Here is a 248-nt window from a genome sequence, read left to right on the forward strand (position 1 = left end):
ATACGATTGGCCTGTTCAATTAGATTTTCTAGCGTTTGAATCTGCAGTGTTAACGCCGGGCCCGCTGGTGCGATATTACGAGCCTCATCCAACAAGCGCTGCGCGCCCGCAGTAACCGCAGGGTCTTGCAGGCGCTCTGGGGCATTCAAAACAGTGCTAATTTTTTGATCTAGTTGCAGGCGCCCTTGCGCATTGGGAAGGCCTTGTTGTGCGAACTGAATGCTCGGGTCTAAGGTGAGCGCCTCTTG

The 248-nt window shown here is 53.6% G+C and carries 1 protein-coding gene; it reads right to left on the bottom strand.

Annotated elements, in window-relative coordinates; genetic code table 11:
* Positions 1-248, bottom strand: a 248-nt coding sequence (locus tag ACTF5Z_RS01910; RefSeq protein WP_438984292.1) for a hypothetical protein, incomplete at both ends; no start/stop codon positions are given.

The sequence above is a fragment of the Aequoribacter sp. genome (genome assembly GCF_965659035.1).
Classification (GTDB): domain Bacteria; phylum Pseudomonadota; class Gammaproteobacteria; order Pseudomonadales; family Halieaceae; genus Aequoribacter.